The sequence below is a fragment of the Nioella sp. MMSF_3534 genome (assembly GCF_030732985.1).
Lineage (GTDB): Bacteria > Pseudomonadota > Alphaproteobacteria > Rhodobacterales > Rhodobacteraceae > Nioella.
The window spans coordinates 34,105-55,884 of record NZ_JASHJX010000028.1; the positions used below are offsets into that span (position 1 = coordinate 34,105).

The following is a 21,780-nucleotide window of genomic DNA, read 5'->3' on the forward strand; positions in this document are numbered from 1 at the left end:
GGAACTTTTCACGAGTCGGTGGGCACATTTACACCGATCCCACTGCCCGGCCCCTACACGTTGGACGATGGAAACGGCGCAGGTGACACGGTCTTTACATCTGGTGAAGACGTCAATCAGCCATTCACCGATGGCTCGGCAACCGATGGGTTTTACGGGACCTATGAGAAGGATGGGGTGGTCTATATTGTCTGCCGGCAGGGGCCTTACTACGATCTCTACTCAACGACGGATCCGGCGGTTGCAACTCTAGCGGCTGGCACTGCAATCCCGACTTTCAATACTGCGGATTTCACGACGTGTTTTCTGGGCGGCACGTGCATATCAACGCCTGATGGCTCCACACCCGTCGAAAACCTCCAGATCGGCGATTGCGTCGTCACCCATGGAGGCCGCGCAGTGCCGGTCAAGTGGATTGGTCGTCAGACCGTCGTAGCCGCATTTCGACCTGCGGAACGGCTGATGCCTGTGCGCTTTGCCGCCGGATCTCTTGGCGATGGCCTGCCGCAGTCTGACCTCACGGTGACCGCCGACCACGGCATGATGGTGGATGGGGTCATCTGCCATGCGGGTGCCTTGGTGAACGGGACGACGATCATCCGCGTTCCGCTCTCTGAGATGGGCGAGACCTACACAGTCTATCACATCGAGACCGAAGAGCACGAAATCATCCTCGCCAATGGCGCCCCTGCGGAGACCTTCATCGACAACGTCTCGCGTCGGGCCTTCGACAACTTCGCAGAGTTCGAAGCGCTCTATGGCGATGTGCCCGAGATGGAGGAGCTTCCATACCCCCGCGCGATGTCCGCGCGGCAGGTGCCTGTTGCGATCAAGGTGAGGCTGGACGGAAAAGCCGTGGCCTGACGCTTGGGCGGGATCGTTTGCCCGACGTTTGCATCGCCATAAGCGCGACGTTTCAGGGCGAGGTGATCGGGACGGCGGACGCCCACGAATTTGCGCGCGATGTCGGCGTGGCGGGTGCCGGTTGCGGACCGTGGACGCGGGCTTTCGGCGTTGCTGCAAGGCAAGATCGGCGACCGGGCAAGGCCGGATTGGCGGAAGGCGCACCGGCGACGGATTGCGCTGCGAACTGCTTGTGAATCGCGGTCCGGAGCGGGGCCCTGCGACTTGGAACGCACCCGGAGTGGCTTCAGGATGTCGATGTCGGAATGGTGTGCGCTTCGCGGTTGGCACAAAAGCCCATGTGCCGTAGGGTCGCGTTCAGATGGCGAATGCGCGTCCGCGTTTTGATAGCGAGGGCCAGAGATTTAAGGACTTCTTTGAAGAACATGAACGCGGCCCTTATTTCAGCGATCTGTTCGGCCACGGTGATCGCCGCCGCAACCCTTGGAGGAGGATCCGCCATGGCACAGACCACATCGGGTGACGTGCTGTCCCTCACCTGCGAGACAGCTTCCGGGGCTCCGTCTTCTCATATCGACGCGCTTTGTGCGGAACTGACACGACAGCTGCAAGAGCAGGATCCACCGTGGGAGGTCAGGCTGTCGGAGGATCCGGCCCAAAACGGCGCGGACGCGGCGGCCAGCATGACGCTTACGCTTCTTTCCGCAGGAAAGCACGACCTGCGCGCGCAGCTCTCTTGGCGGCGCGGCGATCTTGGCGGGACCAGCCCGGACTACACCTTTTCCGTCGTCGATGCGCCGCTTGGGGCCGCGCCCTATGACAGGTTCATCGGCACCCTTCTGAACAGCGCGGGCTGGCCTGATGCAGATTGACGGACCGGCCAGCAAGACCCTTCTTTTTCCTGGAAGCAACGCTGCTTCACGATCATTTAATCTCTCCCGGAGAAACGCGCCATGTGTCTGATATGCTCGACATTTCAACCCTTTAAGGAGACCTGTGACTATGAGGATCTGGCAGCGATATCGGTAGATGATGCCGCACTGCTGGAGGATTCAGGTGACGCGGTCGCCTCGATCTCGACAAGCTATTCCATGTCGGTCGGAGACACCTTTGCAGGCACCCTGGATTCCCTGGGAGACCGGGATTGGATCGAACTGAACGTGGTTGCCGGTGAAAGCTATGACATCAATCTGACAGGCGTTGGCGGCAGCGCCGTCGGCGACACCTATATGCGCCTTTATGATTCAAGCGGCAATTACCTTGGCTTCGATGATGATGGCGGGGTGGGGCTGGCGTCCCATGCCTGGTTCACCGCTGACACGACCGGTACGATCTACATCTCGGCCGGGTCATGGAATGATACCGAGACGGGTGATTACCAGATATCGGTCACCGCGGCGGGCGACAGAACGACCTTCACGAACGATCAGATCGCCGATCAGCTGACCGACGGCTACTGGACAAGCCTGACCAATGAAACCACCGCGCGCGAGTTCAACGTTTCCGTTGGCGATACGCTGGATGTGCATATTGGCGGACTGACCGCAGAAGGTCAGCAGCTGGCATCCTGGGCGTTCGAAGCATGGACGGCCGTGTCGGGCCTGAACTTCAACCTGGTCACGACGGGCGTCGCGGATGCGTCGCATGAAATCGTCATGGATGACAACGCGTCGGGTGCCTATAACTCCTCGACCCATAGCGGCGGGTTCATCACCCAGTCGACCGTGAATGTCTCCACCGACTGGTTGGCGACCTATGGCACCACGATCGACAGCTATTCCTTCCAGACCTACATGCACGAGATCGGCCACGCTCTCGGGCTGGGGCATGCGGGCAACTACAATGGCTCCGCAGCCTGGAACATAGATAACTAATACCTGAACGACAGCTGGGAAGCGACGATCATGTCGTATTTCAGCCAGAACGAAAATCCGACGGTCAGCTCGGACATCGCACTCGCATCGACGCTGATGATGGCCGATATCCTTGCCATTCAGAATCTGTACGGAACGGGCGTCACAAACAATGCCGGCGACACGGTCTACGGGTTCAATTCGAACGTTTCTGGCTATCTTGGCGATCTCTTCGGCCAGATAACCGGGGAAGATGCTGCCGACCCGTCGATCTATGCTGGCAACTATGTGATGTACACGATGTACGACACCGGCGGCGAAGACACGCTTGATATGAGCGGGTCCAGCCTGGACCAGCGGGTCAACATGAATGACGAGACCTATTCGGACCTGTCCGGGCGGATTGGCAACTTCTCCATCGCGCGCGGCACCGGGCTTGAGAACTACATCGGCAGTTCCGGGGCCGACGATGTCACCGGCAACGAGCTTGCCAATGAAATCTCGGGCAATGACGGCAATGACTCCTTGTCCGGCGGGGCAGGTGCCGACACGCTTGATGGCGGCGACGGCAATGACACCCTGACAGGCGGCGCGGATGCGGATCTGTTTGCCGGCACCGGTTTCGGCACGGGCGACACGGACAGGATCACGGATTTCAACGGCGCCGAGGATGTGATCGACCTGTCCAGCTTCTTTGCCGACATCTCGGATGTTGTCGCTGCGGCCACCGATGTTTCGGGTGATCTGCATATCGACCTCGGGGGAGGTGCGACGCTGATCCTCGAAAACACGTCGGTCGGCGATCTGACCTTCACCAATACCAACACCTTGTGCTTCTGCGCGGGAACGCTGATTGCAACCCCGGAAGGGGACCGCCTGGTTGAAGAGCTTTCGATCGGTGACCGCGTGTTGAACGCCCAAGGCCGGGCCATTGCGGTCAAATGGATCGGGTATCAGACCGTCTCTACCCGGTTCGGCCCGGCGGAACGACTGATGCCGGTGCGCTTTGCGGCGGGATCGCTTGGGGCTGGCCTGCCTTATGAGCCGCTGACCGTCACTGCCGACCATGGGATGCTGGTGGATGGCGTCATTTGCCACGCAGGCGCGCTGGTGAATGGAACGACGATCACGCAGGTGCCTCTGGCCGAGATGGGGGCGAGCTACACCGTCTACCACGTTGAGACCGAGGAACACGAGATCATCCTCGCCAACGGTGCCCCCGCCGAGACCTTTATCGACAATGTCAGTCGCCGCGTCTTCGACAATTATGCGGAGTTCGAAGCACTCTATGGCGACGTGCCCGAGATGGAAGAACTGCCATACCCCCGCGCCATGTCCGCACGGCAGGTGCCTGTGCTGATCCGCAACCGCTTGAAGGCAGTCGAGGCGGCCTGATCAGCCGGACCGTTCATGCCCTGCGGCCTTTTCGGGGGGGGGCGCAGCCCCTTCGCGTCTCGGTGCCCTACCTCTAAGGGGCAAGTCTCGATCATTTCCTAGAAGGGCCGGTCATGTCGAGCCAAAAAGGCTCGCCAGAAACCCCGCTATCGGATAGCTATCAAGGACTGACCCGTTTTAGGAACTCAAGATATGGCCGACACCGATATTCAGATCACTGAAATTCACTATGACAGCAGCCCTGTTCATCCTTATTCTGACGTTGTCCTTGAATGGGTCGAACTTCGAAATGATGGCGCGACCGCAGTCAGCCTGGATGGTTGGACAATTACCGATGCGGGTGGCGGCGTAACGAGCTTCAATGCCGGGTTCACCTTGCAGGCGGGGCAGTACGGGATCGTCTACAACTCACAACGCATTTCCGAGTCTGACTTTCTGTCGATCTACGGCCCACTTCCGCCAAATACCGTGCTCATTACTCGGAGTGGGCTATCTTCGGACTGGGCCGCGATGAGCAACTCCGGCGATCAGATCATCCTGAGAAACGACAGCGGCACAGTCATCGAGGATCTCACTTATCCTGACATTGCCGCCGATGGGCAAACGGTGTCCGTTGGAGGCACGGATGAGGCCGAGACCTTTACGCTGCAGAACGACCCAACCCCCGGGGCCCAAGTCTGCTTTGCTGCCAAAACCTTGATCGAGACAAGCGACGGGCCTGTCATGGTCGAAGACATGCAAATCGGTACAAACCTTGCGACCGCAGAAGGCGGGATCGTCCCGGTCAAATGGATTGGTCGCCAAACCGTCTCCACCCGCTTCGGCCCCGCCGAACGCCTGATGCCGGTGCGCTTTGCTGCCGGGTCTTTGGGCGACAGCCTTCCGACAACCGATCTGACGGTCACCGCCGATCACGGGATGCTGGTGGATGGCGTCATTTGCCATGCGGGTGCACTTGTGAATGGGACGACGATCACGCGGGTGCCCTTGGAGGAGATGGGAGAGACCTACACCGTCTATCACGTCGAGACCGAGGCGCATGAGATCATCCTCGCCAACGGTGCCCCTGCCGAGACCTTTATCGACAATGTCAGTCGCCGCGTGTTCGATAACTATGCCGAGTTCGAGGCGCTTTACGGCGATGTGCCCGAGATGGAAGAGCTGCCCTATCCCCGCGCGATGTCCGCGCGGCAGGTGCCTGTTGAGATCAAGGTGAGGCTGGACGGAAAAGCCGCAGCCTGATCCCTCCCGGTCGAGCTATCAGGATCGAAGTCATAGAAAATAGCGGCGTCATGCACTAGGTGCTGCCCACTCTGCGCTTGCCGCCCTATCCCATGTTTTCCTCGCATTGGTGCATCAGCCAATAGCCCTGTCACGCTCAAGTGCAGGTTTGTTGGCATATCGAAGAGGGTGACCGCATGACTGGCCCAATCTCGCCTGTGACTCGTGTCAGGCACCGGCTTTGACGGGGTCTTCCTGATCGTCGTTGCTGCGTATGCAGGCTTGTCATGCCCGACAGTGTTGTTAGAATTGCATAAAGAATTTTAGTCTTTCGTATCTTCGGCGCTCTGGCGCCGAGCCATAGCCATATGGGGGTAATATGCCAACTTTACACACCGCACCCGGATAGGTCCGGCTTTTGAATGTGACCTTTACGGGCGGATCTGGAAACCCTGGGTCCACGCTCAATTGGAACCTGATAAACGAATCCAACACCGACACTCAAGTCAGCGACAACAATGACGACGGAAACCTCGATGAGGGAAGCGACACTTGGGTCGTGACCGGCGATCCGAATATTTACACTTTTACTGGCTATACCATCACGTCCGGCGGCACGGAGTATGGCGTATTCTCGAACGGAACGCTTTATTATGTTCCGATCAATGAGGACGGTGTCGGCCAGTCGACCATTGGCACTTCTGGAACGTCGAACGTGTTTCAATCCGAAGCCGCCGCCTATCTGTGTTATGGCCCTGGCACCCTTATATCAGCACCTCTCGGAGACGTGTCTGTCGAGACTCTGCAAATCGGCGATCTTGTGCAAACGGTTGACGGCAAGCACGTCTCGGTCAAATGGATCGGCCGCCAGACCGTCTCGACCCGCTTCCGCCCCGCAGACCGGATGGGGCTGGTGCGCTTTGCTGCCGGGTCTTTGGGCGAGGGGCTGCCGCATACGGACCTGACCGTCACCGCCGATCACGGGATGCTTGTGGATGGCGTCATCTGCCACGCGGGCGCCTTGGTGAACGGGACAACGATCACGCGCGTTCCGTTGTCCGAGATGGGGGACACCTTCACCGTCTACCATATCGAGACCGAAGAACACGAGATCATCCTCGCCAATGGCACCCCTGCCGAGACCTTCATCGACAACGTCTCGCGCCGCGTGTTCGACAACTACGCCGAGTTCGAGGCGCTCTACGGCGATGTGCCCGAGATGGAGGAGCTTCCATACCCCCGCGCGATGTCGGCGCGGCAGGTGCCGGAGCGGCTCAAGCTAAAGCTGGACGGACAACGCGCAGCGTAATCCCCGCCTTTTCGGCTGGCACAAGACCGGGAATGGCGGCACAGTGGCCGCCATGACCGATCATTCCTTCCGCTTCACCCATGCCCTGTGCCGCCGCCCCGCGCGGTCCTGCACGCAAGGCTTGCGCGCCGTTGACATGGGTGCGCCCGACCCGGACCTCTTCGACGCCGAACACGCCGCCTATATGGATGCCCTGCGCCATGCGGGCGCGATGGTGACGGTGCTGGAACCGCTGGAGGACTTCCCCGACAGCTGCTTCATCGAGGACCCGGCCCTGTGTCTGAAGGGCACCGCCATCGTGCTGCGCCCCGGCGCGCCCACCCGGCTTGGCGAGGCGCAGGCACTGAAACCCGTGTTGGAGGGGATGTTCCCCGAGGTGCGTGACCTGCCCGGCACAGGCTTTGTCGATGGGGGCGATATCCTGTGTTCCGACACGGAGGTCATGGTGGGCCTGTCGGCGCGGACCGATCTGGCAGGGGTAGAGGCGCTGCGCCCGCTGGTCGAGGATCTGGGCTACCGCCTGCGGATCGTGGAAACCCCCGCCGATATCCTGCATTTCAAGACCGAAAGCAGTCTTCTGGATGCGGAAACCATCCTGGCCACACCCAAGCTGGCAGCAACCGGCTGTTTCGACGGCTACCGGGTGATCGAGACGGCGCCGCTTGAGCATGCGGCGGCCAATGCGATCCGCTTCAACGATCATGTCTTCGTCAGCGCCGGCCACCCGCGCACCGTGGAGCGGTTGGACAAGGCGGGCTACACCGTGGCGGAACTGCCGATGACGCAGGCGGCGTTGCTGGATGGCGGTCTGTCCTGCCTGTCGCTGCGGTTCTCGCTGGCCGGCGGGCTGACATGAGCGGCTTCGGGTGCCATGACCATCGGCCCACAGGGCAGGGGCAGTAAAGGGGCTCAGATGTTCAAGGGCTTCCCCGATTGGCCGCCGATCTGGTTTGCGGGCTTTTGCGCGGCGGCGTGGCTTCTGGCGCGGGAAGTGCCGCTTGTCGTGGCCTTCGGCCCGCTGTTCTGGGGGCTTGGACTGCTGCTGATCGCAGGCGGGCTGGTTCTGATCGGCTGGTCGGCCATCTGGTTCTGGCGCAAGAAAACCCCGATCGAGCCGCATCATACGCCCAAGGCGCTGATCGTGGAGGGGCCATACCGCTGGTCGCGCAATCCGATCTACCTCGCCATGGTGGCGATGCTGACGGGCTATGTGCTGTGGCTGGGGGTGCTGAGCCCGATCCTGCTGCCGGGGCTGTTCGTGTCGGTCCTGACCCTGCGGTTCATCATCCCGGAGGAGGACGCGCTGGTCGACAGCTTCGGGCTGGAGGCGCGACGCTATCTTCAACAAACCCGGCGTTGGCTGTAACGCGAACTCGCAAAGGCTTGATTGGCGTCCCCGGACCAGGTTCACTACCTATCAGGGGACATAAGGGAACACTCACGACTATCATGCGGAAACTCATCGCCTCACTTGCCCTCGGTCTGCTTTCGCTGACTGCCCCCGCGGCCCGTGCCGACAGCCCGGTCGTGGTGGAGCTGTTCACCTCGCAAGGCTGCTCGGCCTGCCCGCCTGCCGATGCGTTGCTGACACAGCTGGCCGGGCGGGAGGACGTGATCGCATTGGCGCTGCATGTGGACTACTGGGACTATATCGGATGGGCCGATACCTTTGCCTCCGGTCAGTTCACCCGCCGCCAGCACGCCTATGCCCGCCATGCCGGGCAGCGCATGGTATATACGCCGCAGATGATCGTGGGGGGCGTGGAACGGGTGGTGGGCTACGAGCCGATGGATGTGGCGGAACTGATCGCCCAATACAGGGTTGTGGATTATCCGGTGGAGGTCAGCCTGTCGCGTGTCGAGGGGGGGATCGTGCTGCGCGCCGTGGCCTCCATGGCGCTGGAGGAACCCGGCATGATCGTTCAGATCGTGCGCTACATGCCCAGTGAAATGGTGGAGATCCGGCGCGGAGAGAATGCGGGCCGCACCGTGGAATACAGCAATATCGTCACCGAATGGATGCGGGTCGGAGACTGGTCGGGGGCCGAGCCTTACGAGCTTCAGCTGGTCGACGACTCGGCCCTGCCCATTGCTGCGATCGTGCAGATGGCGGGGCCGGGCCAGATCCTTGGCGCCGCGCGGCTGGACTGAGCGGCTTGGAGACCTCGCCGCCGTCAGGCGAGGAATACGCCCATCACCACCGACATCAGGCCAAGCGCCGAGATCAGCAGAGCCCCCATATTGAGAAACACGATCCGCTGCAGCCGGGCGCGGGTTTCCACATCGGGCAGGTCCGCCCGGCGCACCCGGATGGCCGAGGCGATGCAATAGGCGATGATGATGAGCCCCACAGACGTGAGCGCCGCGCCGAGCCAAACAAGCCATTCCATGTGCAGATCCCTTCGTTCCGTCCCTGATAGTCGCCTAGCCGAGCCCGTCGCGCTTCGCAAGTCTTGCGGGGGGCGGGCAGGGGGGCTAGACCGGGGCTCTGGTGAGATCCGGCAATGAGAGGCAGGCCCGATGGATGACGTGAATTCCCCCCCCGACAGCTACCGTGTGACCGCAGATGAGCTGCGCCAGTTCATCGAACGGGTGGAGCGGCTGGAAATGGAAAAGAAGGACATCGCCGACCAGATCAAGGAGGTGATGGCCGAGGCCAAGGGGCGCGGCTATGACACCAAGGTCATGCGCAAGGTGATCGCGCTGCGCAAACGCGAGCCCGACGATATCGCCGAGGAAGAGGCGGTGATGGAGATGTACAAGGAAGCGCTTGGCATGCGGTGATGTCGCCGCCTTTGGCGTCGATCCGGGGGCGCCCCTCGTCAGGCGCCTCTGGCGCCCTCCTCGGGCCGCGTTGCCACGGCTGTGTGGCACGCTTCGAGAGCCGATCAGCCCCTTGCGCCTTTTGCAGTGGCGGGATGCCTCCGGCGGGAGTATTTTGGCCAAGAAGAAGGGATCAGGGCGTGATCAGGGTGACGCCGGGGATATGGGCGACCGCGTCCATGTCTTCTTCGTAGGAGGCGGTCATGTCGTCGAGCATCTCGGCGGACCATCCGGGGGTGTCCAGGTCTTCCTCCAGCGCGTCGTCGAGCGCGTATTTGTCAAGGAAGGCGGCTACCACCCGTCGGCGCAGCATCTCGTTTTCCGGCGGGTTTTCAGACAGGTAGCGTTGCATCCGCCGGAAGCCGGCAGGGTCCATCAGATCCTCGATCAGGTCATCCACACCATCGAGCGGGGCCAGCGGGTCGCAGCCCGCCAGTTCGCGCATCACCTCGCCCCAGATCAGCGGCGTGTCTTCGTTGCACCAGGCTGATACCGGGCAATCGGGCACCGCCACGCGCATGCGCGCCAGCATTTCGGACCAGGCCAGGGCGTGCGGCTGCATGTCTTCGGTGAATTCCTCGAACTGGCGGAAACGCGAGGTCTTGAAAAGCGCCGGGATCAGCGTTGCGGGATCGCGCATTCCAAGCATGAATTCCACCTGTGCCGTGGGAAAGAGGTTTCGCAAGCTGCGCGAGACCCGGTCGATCATCGGCCAGATCTGCGCGCCGATCACCACCAGCCGGTTGATCGAAACCATGCGCGGATCGGAAAAGATGATGCGCTCCGTGCCGTCGGGAATCTTGGCCGAGGTCAGGATATTGCGCTGCAACTCTTCCGGGGCGGGGGCGCCGTCAAGCGCGCGCAGCGTGTCCTTCAGGACATCTCGGTAAAGCGCCGGTGTAGGCACCGCGATGCCCTGTTTTGCCAGCGGCTCCCGGTTCTTCAGGAGGGACCGGATCAGCCTGTCGTCATCGGTGCACGGGGCCCCCATGTGAAACACGACCTGCATGATACCTGCCCCCTCGCAGTCAACCAAACCCGCCTGACCCTAACCGGGGCCGGGGCCGAGGCAAAGCCCCAAGATATTAACGGACCGGGTAGCCCTGCCAGAACTTGATGGGACGCAGCGCGAAGGTGGTGTGCATGGAGGACACATCCGGCAGCGCCGCCAGGCAATCGCGGTGGATACGGTCGTAGTCGTCCATGTCGCGGGCGACCACGCGCAGGGTGTAGTCGGCCTGCCCGCTGGTCAGGTGGCATTCGAGGATATCGGGCGCGGCGCGGACCGCGGCCTCGAACCCGTCCAGCACACTCCGCTCCTGGCTGCGCAGGGTGATCTCGACAAAGACCAGAAGATTGAAACCCATCTTGCGGCGGCTGAGCCGGGCAGAGTAGCCCGCGATGATGCCAGAGGCCTCCAGTGACTTGATGCGCCGATGGCAGGCAGAGGCGGAGAGGCCGAGCTCATTGGCGAGATCGGCGACCGGGCGGCTCGAATCGCGTTGAAGCGCATGCAGGATACGGGTGTCGATGCTGTCCATTTTTTCCCGGTTTTTGGCGGTTTTGCGCAAGATTGCTGCGCTGATATCGTCAAATTTCGGGAAGAAATCAAGAAAATTGCACTCAATCGCGCGTATTCTGACGCAAAGGAAATGCCGCGATGGAGGAGGTCGTCATGATCGTCGGGTGTCCCAAGGAAATCAAGAATCACGAATACCGGGTCGGTCTGACGCCGGAAAGCGCGGGCGAACTGGTGGCCCATGGCCACAGCGTCCTGATCGAGACCAATGCCGGATCCGGCATCGGCGCGATGGATGAGGATTACGTGGCTGCCGGTGCCACCATCATCGACACCGCCGAAGAAATCTTCGCCAAGGCCGACATGATCGTGAAGGTCAAGGAACCGCAGGCCATTGAACGCGCCATGCTGCGCGAGGGCCAGATCCTCTACACCTACCTTCATCTCGCCCCCGATCCGGAGCAGACCAAGGACCTCGTCGCCTCGGGTGCGACCTGCATCGCCTATGAAACCGTGACCGGTGCGGGTGGCGGCCTGCCGCTGTTGAAGCCGATGAGCCAGGTGGCGGGGCGGATGTCGATCCAGGCGGGTGCAACGGCGCTGGAAAAATCCCATGGCGGTCGTGGTGTTCTGCTTGGCGGCGTGCCGGGCGTGGTGCCCGCGAAAGTGGCCGTCATCGGTGGCGGCGTCGTGGGCTTCAACGCGGCGCAGATGGCCGTGGGTCTGGGCGCGGATGTGACCATTCTCGACCGCAGCCCCGATGTGCTGGAGCGCCTGTCGATGCATTTTGAATCCTCGGCCAAGACCCGGTTTTCGAACCTCGCCAACCTCGCCGAATGCGTGGCCGAGGCGGATCTGGTCATCGGGGCGGTTCTGGTGCCTGGCGCTGCCGCGCCCAAGCTGGTGACCCGCGCTATGCTGTCCACCATGAAGCCCGGCGCGGTGATGGTGGATGTGGCCATCGACCAGGGCGGCTGTTTCGAGACCTCGAAGGCCACCACCCATGCCGATCCGATCTACACCGTGGACGGGATCGTTCATTACTGCGTGGCCAACATGCCCGGTGGCGTGGCACGCACCTCGACCTATGCGCTGAACAACGTGACCCTGCCGCATGCGCTGCGCATTGCCGATCTCGGCTGGAAAGAGGCGCTGGCCCGCGATCCGCATCTGGCGAACGGGCTCAACGTCTGGAATCACCAGGTGACATATGAGGCCGTGGCCCGTGACCTCGGTTACGACTACACGGCTGCTGCTGCTGCGCTGGCGGCCTGATCCAAGCGATCCTCCCCCGCCCGGTCTTGTTGGCCGGAGGGAGTGCACCCCGGACGGTTTACCCTTCCCGTCCGGGGTGCATTTTCATGCGTGTCCGCAGTGCTTGGAAAGACGGTGTTTTCATTCATCTTTAGGAGTTCTGCTCGCCCTTCATTCAGGAAAGCAATTCTAAAGGCGGAGCTGGTTCGTTAATAATTGTTAATGTAAAATAGTCTCTTGGCAGGTAACCAATTAACGCATAACAATCTATTGTAGTTGTTTTTGTAACGAGTGGGGCTTGAGATGGCTGCTGAGTCTTTTGCGTTTTCCTATGTTGTTTCATCGGGGTCAGTCGGGGGAACCTTGACGCTTGTAAGCCCCCTCGTAAATACCGCTGACATTTCCGAACAGGACACCAACCCAAACGACGGAACCGTTGCCGTTGGGGATGATGTGTTCTGGGACGGGGGCACCTACAAGGTTCTTGGGATTACTTCCGATGGCGATCCGATCATTCAGCCCGGAGGCGGCGGTATTATCCGCGTGCTGTCAAATAATGGCGCGCTCTCGTCGGTCGGAAGCTCGGTCAGTGCCTATGCTTTGTGCTTTCTGGCAGGAACAGAGATTTCCACCCCTTTCGGTCGCCGCGCGGTGGAAGCCTTGGAAATTGGAGATCGAATCCTGACAACATCGGGCGGAACGGTGCCTGTCAAATGGATCGGCCGCCAGACCGTCTCCACCCGCTTCGGCCCCGCCGAACGTCTGATGCCGGTGCACTTTGCCGCCGGGTCTCTGGGCGATGGCCTGCCGCAGACCGACCTGACGGTCACCGCCGATCACGGGATGCTGGTGGATGGCGTCATCTGCCACGCGGGTGCGCTTGTGAACGGGACCACCATCCGCCGAGTGCCGCTGGCCGAGATGGGCGACAGCTACACGGTCTACCACGTGGAAACCGAAGCACATGAAATCATCCTCGCCAATGGCGCGCCCGCCGAGACCTTCATCGACAATGTGTCCCGCCGCGCCTTTGACAATTTCGCGGAGTTCGAGGCCCTCTATGGCGACGTGCCCGAGATGGAGGAACTGCCCTTCCCCCGCGCGATGTCGGCGCGCCAGGTGCCTGCACGAGTCAGGGCGAAACTGGTGGGAAGGGCCGTCGCCTGACCTTCCGAGCCGTTGCGCACATTTGGATCCTGCTAGGCAGCGTCTCCGCCCAGTGGCGACGGTTGCTGCGAAGGACGATGCGGATGGTCGGTTTCTCAGATATTGGCGAGGTTTGAGGCGACGTGTACTCGAGCAGGTAGAGGCCACAGTGTTTCGTAGACCCGCTATTGGACTTGTGCTATCGGTCCTGATCACGGGTTGATACCGTACATCATATTTCATCCAGTCCGGGGGGCAGTTTTTTGGCCGATTTTGACTTCGACAGTGTTCAGGAATACCAAGTTTCCAACGGGAATATCATCGGGAGCAATTACAGCCAGACCGAGACGCTTTTCGACGATGGAACCGTCGATTCCGAGTTCACGAATGGTGAGCAAGTTCTCTGGGGGACGAACGATTTCAACGATACCTTCTTCGGGACGACTGTCCACGAAGGGGTGACGCTGGCGATTACCTTTGATGGGGTTCACTACTATGTACTGGTGCCAGCCGGTGAAACGATCTCGTCCTGGCCGGCCAACTTCAGCAGCTTCACAGTCGATCAAACCGCTTTTACACCCTGTTTTTTGGGCGGAGTGGAAATAGACACGCCTAGTGGCACGGTCCGAGTGGAAGAGTTGGCGATCGGAGACAAGATCAGGTCCTGGAAGGGATCCTCGGTTACGGTAAAATGGGTGGGCCACAAGACCGTTTCGACCCGCTTCGCACGGGCCGAACGTCTGATGCCGGTGCGTTTTGCCGCCGGGTCTTTGGGCGATGGCCTGCCGCAGTCGGACCTGACCGTCACCGCCGATCATGGGATGCTGGTGGATGGCGTCATCTGCCACGCGGGTGCACTTGTGAACGGGACCACCATCCGCCGAGTGCCTCTGGCCGAGATGGGCGACAGCTACACGGTCTACCACGTGGAAACCGAAGCACATGAAATCATCCTCGCCAATGGCGCGCCCGCCGAGACCTTCATCGACAATGTGTCCCGCCGCGCCTTTGACAATTTCGCGGAGTTCGAGGCCCTCTATGGCGATGTGCCCGAGATGGACGAACTGCCTTACCCCCGTGCGATGAGTGCCCGGCAGGTTCCACAAGGTATCTTCATGCGCCTGTCGCAGCGGGAGGTCGCCTGAAAGCGATCTCGGCCTGCCTCGGCAACGCAGATTGACCGGCCGTTTAAGCGCGTGATACCGCTGTTGGAATTGGTTTTCTGGTAACTCTGCCTGCGGGGGATGTTTGGTGCTGGAGATTGTCAACACAGGCACCACCGATCTGGTGCATCTGACCGCTGTTCAGGTCAAATGGTCCGGCGTTCACATCGGTGGCGGCATCTATTTCAGCGCCAATCACTTCCCTTCGGCAGGCGGGTCCCACACGGCAACGCCGCAGCAAGGCCTGCCCGGCGCGGCCGAAAGCCACGCAACGACGGAATATGATTTCACCCTGCCGTCAGGGGGGTCCCCCTGGACGGCCTACCGGGAAGATCTTGACGGTAACGGCACGCCGGAAACGATCCTCGCCGGGTTCGACATCAGCCTGCAGGTGGGGGATGCGTTGGTCTCCACGGGGGCATTCTACGACGGTCCCGCCGCGCCGATGCTGATCGCCAACGATCCAAACGACCTGTCCGGCAATGTGGTGATCACCGGGTATCCCGAGGAAGACAACTCGCTGAACAACACCGCGGGCGTCCTGCACCAGACCACCGGCACCCTCGCCGCCGGTGACTATTCCGAGCAGAACGTCGGCGGGGACATCGGCGGCTACTACACCGTGGAGGGGGCCGAACCCGTTGGCGGCATGAGCGGCGGAGGCACCTTCCTGAGCTTCGATCCGAGCGGGGCAGGCGCGTCTCAGTCCTACCTGATCGGGGTCGTGGTGCGGGGGGGCGAACACACCACGCCCGGCGGGGTGGTGACCGGCACCTACGCGGAGTCTTCCAGCCTGTCGCCCCATTACGCCGAGCTCGCCGCCGCGATCGAGTCCCTGTCCGGGGCGGATGCGCGGACCGCCGATGACTTTGCCCGTATGGTGCTGATGTCCGCACAGTCAGCCGGGTCGTCTCTGACAACCGTCAATGGCCAGTTCTTCCACGAAGACATCTTCGGCGGTGTGAACAACGACACGCTTCTGGGCAATGGCGGCAATGACAGCATCTTCGGGCGGGAGGGGGCGGATACGGTCAATGGCGGCGATGGCGACGACACGTTGTCGGGTGGGACCGGCGCCGACCTCTTCCGTGGGTTTGGCGGTGGGGCAACCGACCGGATCACGGATTTCAATGCCGGTGACGGGGACATCGTCGATCTGTCATCTCTCTTCAGCAATTTTTCAGAATTGCTTGCGGCCGCCGCTGAGCAGGGTGACGGATCATTGCTGATCACTTTGCCCGCCGGGGCTGGCGGCGGATTCCTGGTGATGGAAGGCACCAGCCTGTCGGACCTGACCACCTCGAACACCAACCTCGTTTGCTTTTGCGCAGGGACATGGATTGCAACGCCGGACGGCCCGCGCGCGGTCGAGGAGCTTGGGCTCGGCGACCGGGTTCAGACCGTTGAAGGGCGCTCCGTTCCGGTCAAATGGATTGGTCGCCAGACGGTCATGACCCGCTTCGGACCTGCCGAGCGTCTGATGCCGGTGCGGTTTGCCGCCGGGTCACTTGGGGGCGGGTTGCCTTTCGCAGATCTGAATGTCACCGCTGATCACGGGATGCTGGTCGATGGGGTGATCTGCCACGCGGGGGCTTTGGTGAACGGGACGACCATTTGCCGGGTGCCTCTGGCCGAAATGGGCGAAAGCTACACGGTCTATCACATCGAGACCGAGGAACATGAGATCATCCTCGCCAACGGCGCGCCCGCCGAAACCTTCATCGACAACGTGAGCCGCCGGGTGTTCGACAACTTCGCCGAATTCGAGGCGCTCTACGGCGACGTGCCCGAGATGGAAGAGCTGCCTTACCCCCGCGCGATGAGTGCAAGGCAGGTTCCGGCCGCGATCCGGATGCGGCTGTCTGGAAAGGCCGTGGCTTGATCAGAGGGGTGGGCAGAACTGCCCACCCTACGCGCGGTGTCGCAATGCCGCCCCCCGCCCGCGACACCCATCCGCAGGGTTTCACGCTGGACCTTGCCCCGCAGATGCGGCATTAGTCCCTCAACGCGTATCTTGCCGGAGGCACAGCCATGCTCTCTTTCCTCAACCGTCTGGTGACCTGGTGGAACGGGTCGACCATCGGCACCCAGATCTACACCAAACGCAATGGCCAGAAAGTGGGTGAGGACGATCAGGGCAACACCTATTACCAGACACGCGACGGCAAGCGCCGGTGGGTCATGTTCAACGGTGAAGCGGAGGCAAGCCGCGTCAGCCCCGATTGGCATGGCTGGCTGCATCACACCTATGACGAGTCGCCCGCCGACCGTCCGCTGGCCCACAAGGCCTGGGAAAAGCCGCACCAGCCCAACCTGACCGGCACCATGGCCGCCTATGCGCCCTCGGGTTCTCTGCGTCAGGCCCAACCTGCCGAGCGCCGCGATTACGAGGCCTGGAGCCCCGAATAAGCCTGAGGGTCGGGAGGCATCCGATGTCCGAGAATGCGACAGAAGTTCTGGTTGGCGGGGTCGTTCTGGCCGCAGCCATCGGCTTTTTCGTCTATGCCGGGCAAGTCACCGGTTTTGAAAGCGGCGGCGACAGCTATCCGCTCAGCGCCTCGTTCCGCTCTGCCGACGGGATCGGCGTGGGTACCGATGTGCGCCTTGCCGGTGTGCGCGTCGGGTCCGTCACCGGGCTCGACCTGAACCCCGAAACCTTCCGCGCCGATGTGGATTTCACCGTGGCGGGTGGCATCGAAATCCCCGACGACACTCAGGCTGTCATCGCCTCCGAGGGGCTGCTTGGTGGCAATTTCCTGGAACTGGTGCCGGGTGGATCGGCCTTCAACCTCGCCCCCGGAGACGAGGTTTACGAGACCCAGAGCGCCGTCAGCCTGACCACGCTGATCCTGCGCGCCGTGGGCGGCGGCGACGAATGATCCTGCGCGCCCTTGCCCTTGCCCTGTTCTTGCCCGCAACGGCCTTTGCACAGGAAGGCGTTGAACTGACAATCGAGCCCAATCCGAATGTGGATGCGGGCCCGCCGGTGGTGACCGCCCCCGGTGCGCTGCTGCGCGGGCTGGATAAATCCGTGGGCCGCGCGACGGATATCGAACTGGCCACCGGTCAGACCGTGGTGTTCGGCCGGATCGCCGTGCGCTTGCTGGAATGCCGCTATCCCGAAGGCGCGCCGGGGTCAGAGGCCTACGCGCATGTGCAGATCACCGACCTTGAAGGGCAGGGGCTGTTTGACGGCTGGATGATCGCCACTTCGCCCGCCCTGTCAGCGCTGGAACACCCGCGCTATGATGTCTGGGTTCTGCGGTGCAACACAGCCTCGGGCGAGACCCAGGACGGCTGAGCCTTGAAATTCGCGTCCCAGTGCAGCGCGCGTTCCAGCCGCTTGCGATAGTCGCTGCGCGGGATTTCCACCGCCCCGAGCGAGATCAGGTGGTCGGTCACGAATTGCGTGTCGAACAGCTGGAACCCGCCATAGCGCAGCCGGTAGACCAGATAGGCCAGGGCGATCTTGGAGGCGTCCCTGCGGCGCGAAAACATGCTTTCCCCGAAAAACGCCGCGCCAAGGGCCACGCCATAGACGCCGCCCACCAGGTCCGGGCCGTCCCAGACCTCCAGCGAATGGGCAAAGCCCGCCAGGTGCAACTGCTCATAGAGATCGAAGATACGCGGGTTGATCCAGGTTTCCGCCCGGTCCGCGCAGCCCGCGACCGTGCCCGTGAAATCGCTGTCCACCTTGATCTGATAGGGCTCTCGCCGGATCGTTCGCGCCAGCGAGCGGGAAATGCGAAACCCGTTCAGCGGAATGATCCCGCGCATCTGCGGATCGACCCAGAACACATCCGGGTCATCGCGTGATTCCGACATCGGGAAGATCCCCGCCGAATAGGCGCGCAGAAGCAGATCGGGCGTAAGCGCCGGGCGCTGCGGGGTCAGAAGGTCATGGGCCATCGAGGTCGAATTCCGGTGCCGGGTCAGATGTTCAGACTAGCGCAGATTGCCGTAAAAATGCCAGAATTGCCTTGCGGACATTGTGTTTCCAAATCGGCCATGCCTTTGGCGTTATTGGCACTTGTGATTTCTGAACGAGGGATTGAAGTGGGATGAGACGGCGGCATTTTCTGCAAGGCACGGGCGCGGCCGCCCTTCTGACGGGCCTGCCGGGGGGCATCATGGCGGACGAGACATTGCTGAACGTCCCGGCGGAAGAGGCGCCCCATCAGCGGACCTTCATGCAATGGCCGAACAGCCGCGCTGTCTATGACGATGCGGAGTTCCTGCGCATGACGCAAGCCACCATTGCCGAGATCGCCAACACGATTGCCGCGTTCGAGCCGGTCACGATGCTGGCCGCAGAGGAGCATCACGCGCGGATCGGGCGGATGGTCTCGGGCGAGGTGGAGCTGTGGGATATCCCGACCGAGGATCTGTGGTGCCGCGATGCGGGGCCGCTTTTTGCGCGCCGCCCCGACGGGTCGCTTGTCGTCAGCCACCTGCAATTCAATGGCTGGGGCAACAAGCAGGTCGATACCCATGACAGCCAGATCGCCACCCGCGTGGCCGAGCGGCTCGGCCTGCCGGTGGTCCCGTCGGGTCTGGTGGGCGAGGCGGGCGGTGTGGATCATGACGGGCATGGACTGCTGATCGGTCATGAAAGCAGTTGGGTCATCGACAACCGCAATCCCGGCCTGTCCCGCGCCGAGATCGAGGCGCGATTGCTGGCGGCTTATGGGGCCACACGGATGATCTGGGCGCCGGGTCTGCGCGGGCAGGACATCACCGATTACCATATCGACAGCCTCGCGCGCTTTACCGGGCCGAACCGGGTGCTGATCAACCTGCCCGATGAGCCCGATGAGGCCGACCCGTTCCACATGGCCGCGCTGGACACCTATGACGCGCTGATCGCGGGCGGGGTAGAGGTCGAGGTAATCCCGGAGCCCTGGGACCGCCGCGTCGACAGTGAGGATTTCGTGGCCTCCTATGCAAATTTCTACACCTGCAACGGCGCGGTGATCGCGGCGGAGTTCGGTGACGCAGAGGCCGACGAAATCGCACGCGAAGCGCTGGCGCGCCATTATCCGGGCCGGGAGGTCATCATGGTAAATGTCGATCCATTGGGCGAGCTTGGCGGTGGCATTCACTGCGCCACGCAGCAGATGCCCGCATGATGGGCTGGTTTCGGAATAACACCGCCCAGATCGAGGCGGGGGCGGCGGTGGTGACGGCCCTTGTCGCGGTGGCGGCGCTTGTGGGGGTCAAACTGCAACTCGATGCAGCGGACGAGATCCAACGCGCGCAATCCGCCCGCGACGCCTACCGTGCGCATTTGGCCCTTGCGGTGGCGCATCCCGCCCTTGCCGATCCGGTGGATGCCTGCGCGCTGATAGGGTCGCGCAATGGGGCGTCCTATGCGGCCTTTGTCGATCACCTGCTCTATTCCGCCGAACAGATGCTGACCGTGGACCCGAGCTGGGAAAGCACCTTCGCCGAGGAACTGGAACCGCACCGCGCCTATATGTGCTCCTCCGTCGTCTCGATCAGCTATGATGCGGCGATGGAGCCGTTCATCACCCGTTTCCTTGCCGAAGGTTGTGACGAGGTGCCGGTCTGTGAATAGAAAAAGCCGCCCGTTTCGGGGCGGCCTTTCACATCAGGAACCCAAGGCTCACCCCTGCAAGTTGGTTTCCAGCCACTTCTCCAGCCAGTGGATGTTGTAATCCCCGGTCAGGACGGCCTCTTCCTCCAACAGCGCGTGGAAGAGCGGGATGGTGGTGTCGATCCCGTCGATGATCAACTCGCCCAATGCCCGTTTCAGGCGTGACAGCGCCTCGGGCCGGTCACGACCGTGGACGATGAGCTTGCCGATCAGGCTGTCGTAATAGGGTGGGATCGAATAGCCGGTATAAAGCGCCGAATCCATCCGAACGCCAAGCCCGCCGGGCGCGTGGAACTGGGTGATCTTGCCGGGGCAGGGGGTGAAGTTCGGCAGCTTCTCGGCGTTGATCCGCACCTCGATGGAATGGCCCTCGACCTGCAGATCCTCCTGCGTGAAGGACATGGGCAGGCCTTCGGCCACGCGGATCTGTTCGCGCACGAGGTCGACGCCGAAAATGCCCTCGGTCACCGGGTGTTCCACCTGCAGGCGGGTGTTCATCTCGATGAAATAGAACTCACCGTTCTCATAGAGGAACTCGATCGTGCCCGCGCCCTCATAGCCGATGGCGGCGATGGCATCGGCGCAGGTCTTGCCGATCCGCGCGCGGGTTTCGGCGTCGATGGCAGGGCCGGGGGCCTCTTCGAACACTTTCTGGTGGCGGCGTTGCAGGGAACAGTCGCGTTCGCCCAGATGGACCGCGCCACCCTTGCCGTCGCCGAACACCTGCACCTCGATATGGCGGGGCGCACCGAGGTATTTCTCGATATAGACCTCGTCATTCCCGAACGCGGCCTTGCCCTCGGAGCGGGCGGTGCGGAAGGCGTTGTCGAGTTCTGCAGCCGATTTCGCCAGCTTCATACCGCGACCGCCGCCGCCGGCGGTGGCCTTGATGATGACGGGATAGCCGATCTCCTCGGCCACCTTGCGGGCGGTGTCGAGGTCCGGCACGCCACCGTCGGACCCGGGCACGCAAGGGACGCCCAGTTTCTTCATCGTGTCCTTGGCGGTGATCTTGTCGCCCATGATGCTGATATGCTCAGCAGAGGGACCGATGAACTTGATGCCATGATCTTCCACGATCTGCACGAAGTTCTGGTTTTCCGACAGGAAGCCATAGCCGGGGTGGATCGCCTCCGCCCCGGTGATTTCACAGGCGGAGATGACCGAGGCCACGTTCAGATAGCTCTGCGCGCCCGAGGGCGGGCCGATGCAGATCGCCTCATCCGCCATGCGCACATGCATCGCGTCGCTGTCGGCGGTGGAATGCACGGCCACGGTCTGGATGCCCATCTCGCGCGCGGCGCGGATCACGCGGAGCGCAATCTCGCCGCGGTTGGCAATGAGAATCTTGGAAAACATGCGCGTCCCCATCAGGCGATGATCATCAGGGGCGTGCCGAATTCGACCGGGTCGCCGTCACCCACCAGGATGCGCGTGACCTTGCCGGCACGGGGGGACGGGATCTGGTTCATGGTCTTCATCGCCTCGACGATCATCAGGGTCTGACCCTCGGCCACCGTGTCGCCAACGCTGACAAAGGCGGGGCTGCCGGGTTCGGCCTGAAGGTAGGCGGTGCCGACCATCGGCGAGGTGACCGCGCCGGGGTCTTGCGCCGG

Annotated in this window: 26 protein-coding genes; 19 read left to right on the plus strand and 7 right to left on the minus strand. The window is 62.1% G+C overall.

Annotated elements, in window-relative coordinates; all coding sequences use genetic code 11:
• Positions 1–18: 18 nt before the first annotated feature.
• Entirely contained in the window at positions 19–864 is an 846-nt protein-coding gene (locus RBB16_RS12765; protein ID WP_306046534.1) for a Hint domain-containing protein, read from the plus strand.
• Positions 865–1,150: 286 nt separating this feature from the next.
• Here RBB16_RS12765 and RBB16_RS12770 read toward each other — a convergent pair whose 3' ends face one another.
• Positions 1,151–1,327, minus strand: coding sequence for a hypothetical protein (locus RBB16_RS12770; RefSeq protein ID WP_306046535.1), 177 nt, complete (start codon positions 1,325–1,327; stop codon positions 1,151–1,153).
• Positions 1,328–1,364: 37 nt separating this feature from the next.
• Here RBB16_RS12770 and RBB16_RS12775 point away from each other — a divergent pair, with 37 nt between their 5' ends.
• The 8 genes from RBB16_RS12775 to RBB16_RS12810 all read left to right on the plus strand — a co-directional run bounded on the left by RBB16_RS12775 (position 1,365) and on the right by RBB16_RS12810 (position 8,793).
• Positions 1,365–1,736: a hypothetical protein gene (locus RBB16_RS12775; protein WP_306046537.1), complete on the plus strand. Its 372-nt coding sequence runs from the start codon at positions 1,365–1,367 to the stop codon at positions 1,734–1,736.
• Between the two features lie 81 nt (positions 1,737–1,817).
• The gene (locus RBB16_RS12780) at positions 1,818–2,738 is read left to right on the plus strand and encodes a hypothetical protein (protein ID WP_306046538.1); all 921 of its coding nucleotides are present in this window, start codon (positions 1,818–1,820) and stop codon (positions 2,736–2,738) included.
• 30 nt (positions 2,739–2,768) lie between these two features.
• Positions 2,769–4,112, plus strand: a complete 1,344-nt coding sequence (locus RBB16_RS12785) for a Hint domain-containing protein (protein WP_306046539.1) — start codon at positions 2,769–2,771, stop codon at positions 4,110–4,112.
• Positions 4,113–4,304: 192 nt separating this feature from the next.
• On the plus strand, positions 4,305–5,354 hold the full coding sequence (locus tag RBB16_RS12790; RefSeq protein WP_306046540.1) for a Hint domain-containing protein: 1,050 nt from the start codon (positions 4,305–4,307) through the stop codon (positions 5,352–5,354).
• Positions 5,355–5,757: 403 nt separating this feature from the next.
• Positions 5,758–6,642 (plus strand): Hint domain-containing protein, encoded by an 885-nt coding sequence (locus RBB16_RS12795; protein WP_306046541.1) that lies wholly within the window; start codon positions 5,758–5,760, stop codon positions 6,640–6,642.
• A 52-nt stretch (positions 6,643–6,694) separates the two neighbouring features.
• Positions 6,695–7,498, plus strand: coding sequence for a dimethylarginine dimethylaminohydrolase family protein (locus tag RBB16_RS12800; RefSeq protein ID WP_071690100.1), 804 nt, complete (start codon positions 6,695–6,697; stop codon positions 7,496–7,498).
• Positions 7,499–7,555: 57 nt separating this feature from the next.
• Positions 7,556–8,008 (plus strand): isoprenylcysteine carboxylmethyltransferase family protein, encoded by a 453-nt coding sequence (locus RBB16_RS12805; protein ID WP_306046542.1) that lies wholly within the window; start codon positions 7,556–7,558, stop codon positions 8,006–8,008.
• 83 nt (positions 8,009–8,091) lie between these two features.
• A complete protein-coding gene (locus RBB16_RS12810; protein ID WP_306046543.1) occupies positions 8,092–8,793 on the plus strand; it encodes a DUF1223 domain-containing protein in 702 nt (233 codons plus the stop codon).
• Between the two features lie 23 nt (positions 8,794–8,816).
• Here RBB16_RS12810 and RBB16_RS12815 read toward each other — a convergent pair whose 3' ends face one another.
• The gene (locus RBB16_RS12815; protein WP_306046544.1) at positions 8,817–9,032 is read right to left on the minus strand and encodes a hypothetical protein; all 216 of its coding nucleotides are present in this window, start codon (positions 9,030–9,032) and stop codon (positions 8,817–8,819) included.
• A gap of 130 nt (positions 9,033–9,162) precedes the next feature.
• Between RBB16_RS12815 and RBB16_RS12820 the strand changes: the two genes are divergently transcribed.
• Entirely contained in the window at positions 9,163–9,426 is a 264-nt protein-coding gene (locus tag RBB16_RS12820) for a DUF2312 domain-containing protein (protein WP_071690104.1), read from the plus strand.
• Positions 9,427–9,598: 172 nt separating this feature from the next.
• Here RBB16_RS12820 and RBB16_RS12825 read toward each other — a convergent pair whose 3' ends face one another.
• Complete coding sequence (locus tag RBB16_RS12825; RefSeq protein WP_306046545.1) at positions 9,599–10,474, minus strand: hypothetical protein; 876 nt, start codon at positions 10,472–10,474, stop codon at positions 9,599–9,601.
• Between the two features lie 76 nt (positions 10,475–10,550).
• Positions 10,551–11,006 carry an Lrp/AsnC family transcriptional regulator gene (locus RBB16_RS12830; RefSeq protein ID WP_071690106.1) on the minus strand — a complete coding sequence of 152 codons (456 nt, stop codon included), beginning with the start codon at positions 11,004–11,006 and terminating at the stop codon, positions 10,551–10,553.
• A 134-nt stretch (positions 11,007–11,140) separates the two neighbouring features.
• Here RBB16_RS12830 and ald point away from each other — a divergent pair, with 134 nt between their 5' ends.
• The 7 genes from ald to RBB16_RS12865 all read left to right on the plus strand — a co-directional run bounded on the left by ald (position 11,141) and on the right by RBB16_RS12865 (position 17,848).
• Positions 11,141–12,259, plus strand: coding sequence for an alanine dehydrogenase (gene ald / locus RBB16_RS12835; RefSeq protein ID WP_306046557.1), 1,119 nt, complete (start codon positions 11,141–11,143; stop codon positions 12,257–12,259).
• A 342-nt stretch (positions 12,260–12,601) separates the two neighbouring features.
• Positions 12,602–13,405 carry a Hint domain-containing protein gene (locus tag RBB16_RS12840; RefSeq protein WP_306046546.1) on the plus strand — a complete coding sequence of 268 codons (804 nt, stop codon included), beginning with the start codon at positions 12,602–12,604 and terminating at the stop codon, positions 13,403–13,405.
• A 242-nt stretch (positions 13,406–13,647) separates the two neighbouring features.
• Positions 13,648–14,529, plus strand: a complete 882-nt coding sequence (locus RBB16_RS12845; protein ID WP_306046547.1) for a Hint domain-containing protein — start codon at positions 13,648–13,650, stop codon at positions 14,527–14,529.
• Positions 14,530–14,635: 106 nt separating this feature from the next.
• A complete protein-coding gene (locus RBB16_RS12850; protein WP_306046548.1) occupies positions 14,636–16,429 on the plus strand; it encodes a Hint domain-containing protein in 1,794 nt (597 codons plus the stop codon).
• Positions 16,430–16,578: 149 nt separating this feature from the next.
• Complete coding sequence (locus RBB16_RS12855; RefSeq protein WP_306046549.1) at positions 16,579–16,956, plus strand: NADH:ubiquinone oxidoreductase subunit NDUFA12; 378 nt, start codon at positions 16,579–16,581, stop codon at positions 16,954–16,956.
• Positions 16,957–16,979: 23 nt separating this feature from the next.
• Entirely contained in the window at positions 16,980–17,426 is a 447-nt protein-coding gene (mlaD, locus tag RBB16_RS12860; protein ID WP_306046550.1) for an outer membrane lipid asymmetry maintenance protein MlaD, read from the plus strand.
• Complete coding sequence (locus tag RBB16_RS12865) at positions 17,423–17,848, plus strand: DUF2155 domain-containing protein (protein WP_306046551.1); 426 nt, start codon at positions 17,423–17,425, stop codon at positions 17,846–17,848. The genes mlaD and RBB16_RS12865 overlap by 4 nt, the downstream gene beginning before the upstream one ends.
• Here the strand turns inward: RBB16_RS12865 and aat are convergent.
• Entirely contained in the window at positions 17,791–18,456 is a 666-nt protein-coding gene (aat, locus tag RBB16_RS12870) for a leucyl/phenylalanyl-tRNA--protein transferase (protein WP_071690112.1), read from the minus strand. The two genes, RBB16_RS12865 and aat, sit on opposite strands and share 58 nt — an antisense overlap.
• A 152-nt stretch (positions 18,457–18,608) precedes the next feature.
• Here aat and RBB16_RS12875 point away from each other — a divergent pair, with 152 nt between their 5' ends.
• Both RBB16_RS12875 and RBB16_RS12880 read left to right on the plus strand, forming a co-directional pair.
• On the plus strand, positions 18,609–19,676 hold the full coding sequence (locus tag RBB16_RS12875) for an agmatine deiminase family protein (RefSeq protein WP_306046552.1): 1,068 nt from the start codon (positions 18,609–18,611) through the stop codon (positions 19,674–19,676).
• Entirely contained in the window at positions 19,673–20,125 is a 453-nt protein-coding gene (locus RBB16_RS12880) for a hypothetical protein (protein ID WP_306046553.1), read from the plus strand. The genes RBB16_RS12875 and RBB16_RS12880 overlap by 4 nt, the downstream gene beginning before the upstream one ends.
• 48 nt (positions 20,126–20,173) lie before the next feature.
• On the opposite strand, the gene accC is transcribed toward RBB16_RS12880, so the two are convergent.
• A complete protein-coding gene (gene accC / locus RBB16_RS12885) occupies positions 20,174–21,523 on the minus strand; it encodes an acetyl-CoA carboxylase biotin carboxylase subunit (protein WP_306046554.1) in 1,350 nt (449 codons plus the stop codon).
• Positions 21,524–21,534: 11 nt separating this feature from the next.
• The coding region (locus tag RBB16_RS12890) for an acetyl-CoA carboxylase biotin carboxyl carrier protein subunit (RefSeq protein ID WP_306046555.1) at positions 21,535–21,780 on the minus strand (246 nt) is incomplete at its 5' end.